The 1,028-nt window shown below is 33.4% G+C and carries 1 protein-coding gene and 1 pseudogene; both read right to left on the bottom strand.

The genetic code is table 11. The annotated features are described in order from the left end of the window. Positions 1-35: 35 nt before the first annotated feature. Positions 36-323, bottom strand: a complete 288-nt coding sequence (locus CO726_RS31060) for a hypothetical protein (RefSeq protein WP_169513130.1) — start codon at positions 321-323, stop codon at positions 36-38. A 224-nt stretch (positions 324-547) separates the two neighbouring features. After that, positions 548-1,028: pseudogene (locus CO726_RS31055) on the bottom strand (hypothetical protein); the annotation flags it as partial.

Raw genomic sequence — 1,028 nt, 5'->3', positions numbered from 1 at the left:
GTTTATAAACCCCATCTTATTCACTCTTCTCAGTGTTACTTCATGTACTGTATCTCAAAATAAAGTTTTTCTGGCTTTTGATTTTGGTCTAAATAACGAAGTATTTCTGAAATAGTTTCTTCTTCTATTTCCATACTTTCCGTATAAGACATACTTTCGTTTTCTTGAACCTTTTCAAAAATGGAAGTAGGTAGTTTGTCTGCAGCAAACACACCCATTTTACTTCCTAGCTTTTGTTCAGATGCAGCGTTGTAGAAAATTTCGTTCACAATTATCTCATTATCATCTGGATCATACATGTACCCTCTTTGTATACGTAGCACTGTGTTACTCCTTTCAAATATATTCCTTTACACGAATGAACATATTTATATATATTGTTTTTTCTGCATAAAGGTGTCAAAGAATATTATTTCGTAAAATCCGTAATTTGTATAGAGGGAGATACAGGATAATTAGTTTTCTTAAATTATTTTTGAATAATCTACTATTTTTATATAACAAACAAGCCACCCTTTAAAAGAAATCAATAGCTTGTAAGGGTGGCTTAGTTTGTTGCGAATAGCTTTGTATTTAATTGTTTAATCTCCCCTTCTGCAAGGGGCTGGTAAAATGCATGTTGTAATCCTTTTATATGTAAGGTTTCTCCTATACATAACAATACTTTACCAGGGAGCAGGTCGAGTAATAGTTCATTATTAATTTGCTTGGCTTGGCTTTCCGTAGAAACATATATAACTAAGACTGTAGGATTATTTCCTAAGTCTTGCATAATAACATCTTTTCCTGATTCTACGAAATCTTTCCATCGAGCAATAATTCGTTTTAAACGATCCTTTTTATCTGTTAGTAGGGTGGAGTATACAACAAAATTAAATTCTTGATTTACTCCGCCCTGCAGAGCAAAACTTAAAGGAGGGGTAGATACCCCTTTACTAATAGATGGATGCATAATATGCCCTAAAAAGGATGGAGCATAGCGTAGGTGGCAAAGTAGGTCTATATCATGCCAATAACGTAGGTGAACA

This window comes from Bacillus fungorum (assembly GCF_002746455.1).
GTDB lineage: Bacteria > Bacillota > Bacilli > Bacillales > Bacillaceae_G > Bacillus_A > Bacillus_A fungorum.
The sequence above is the reverse complement of the archived record's forward strand: the minus strand, read 5'-3'. Positions and strand labels throughout refer to the sequence as shown.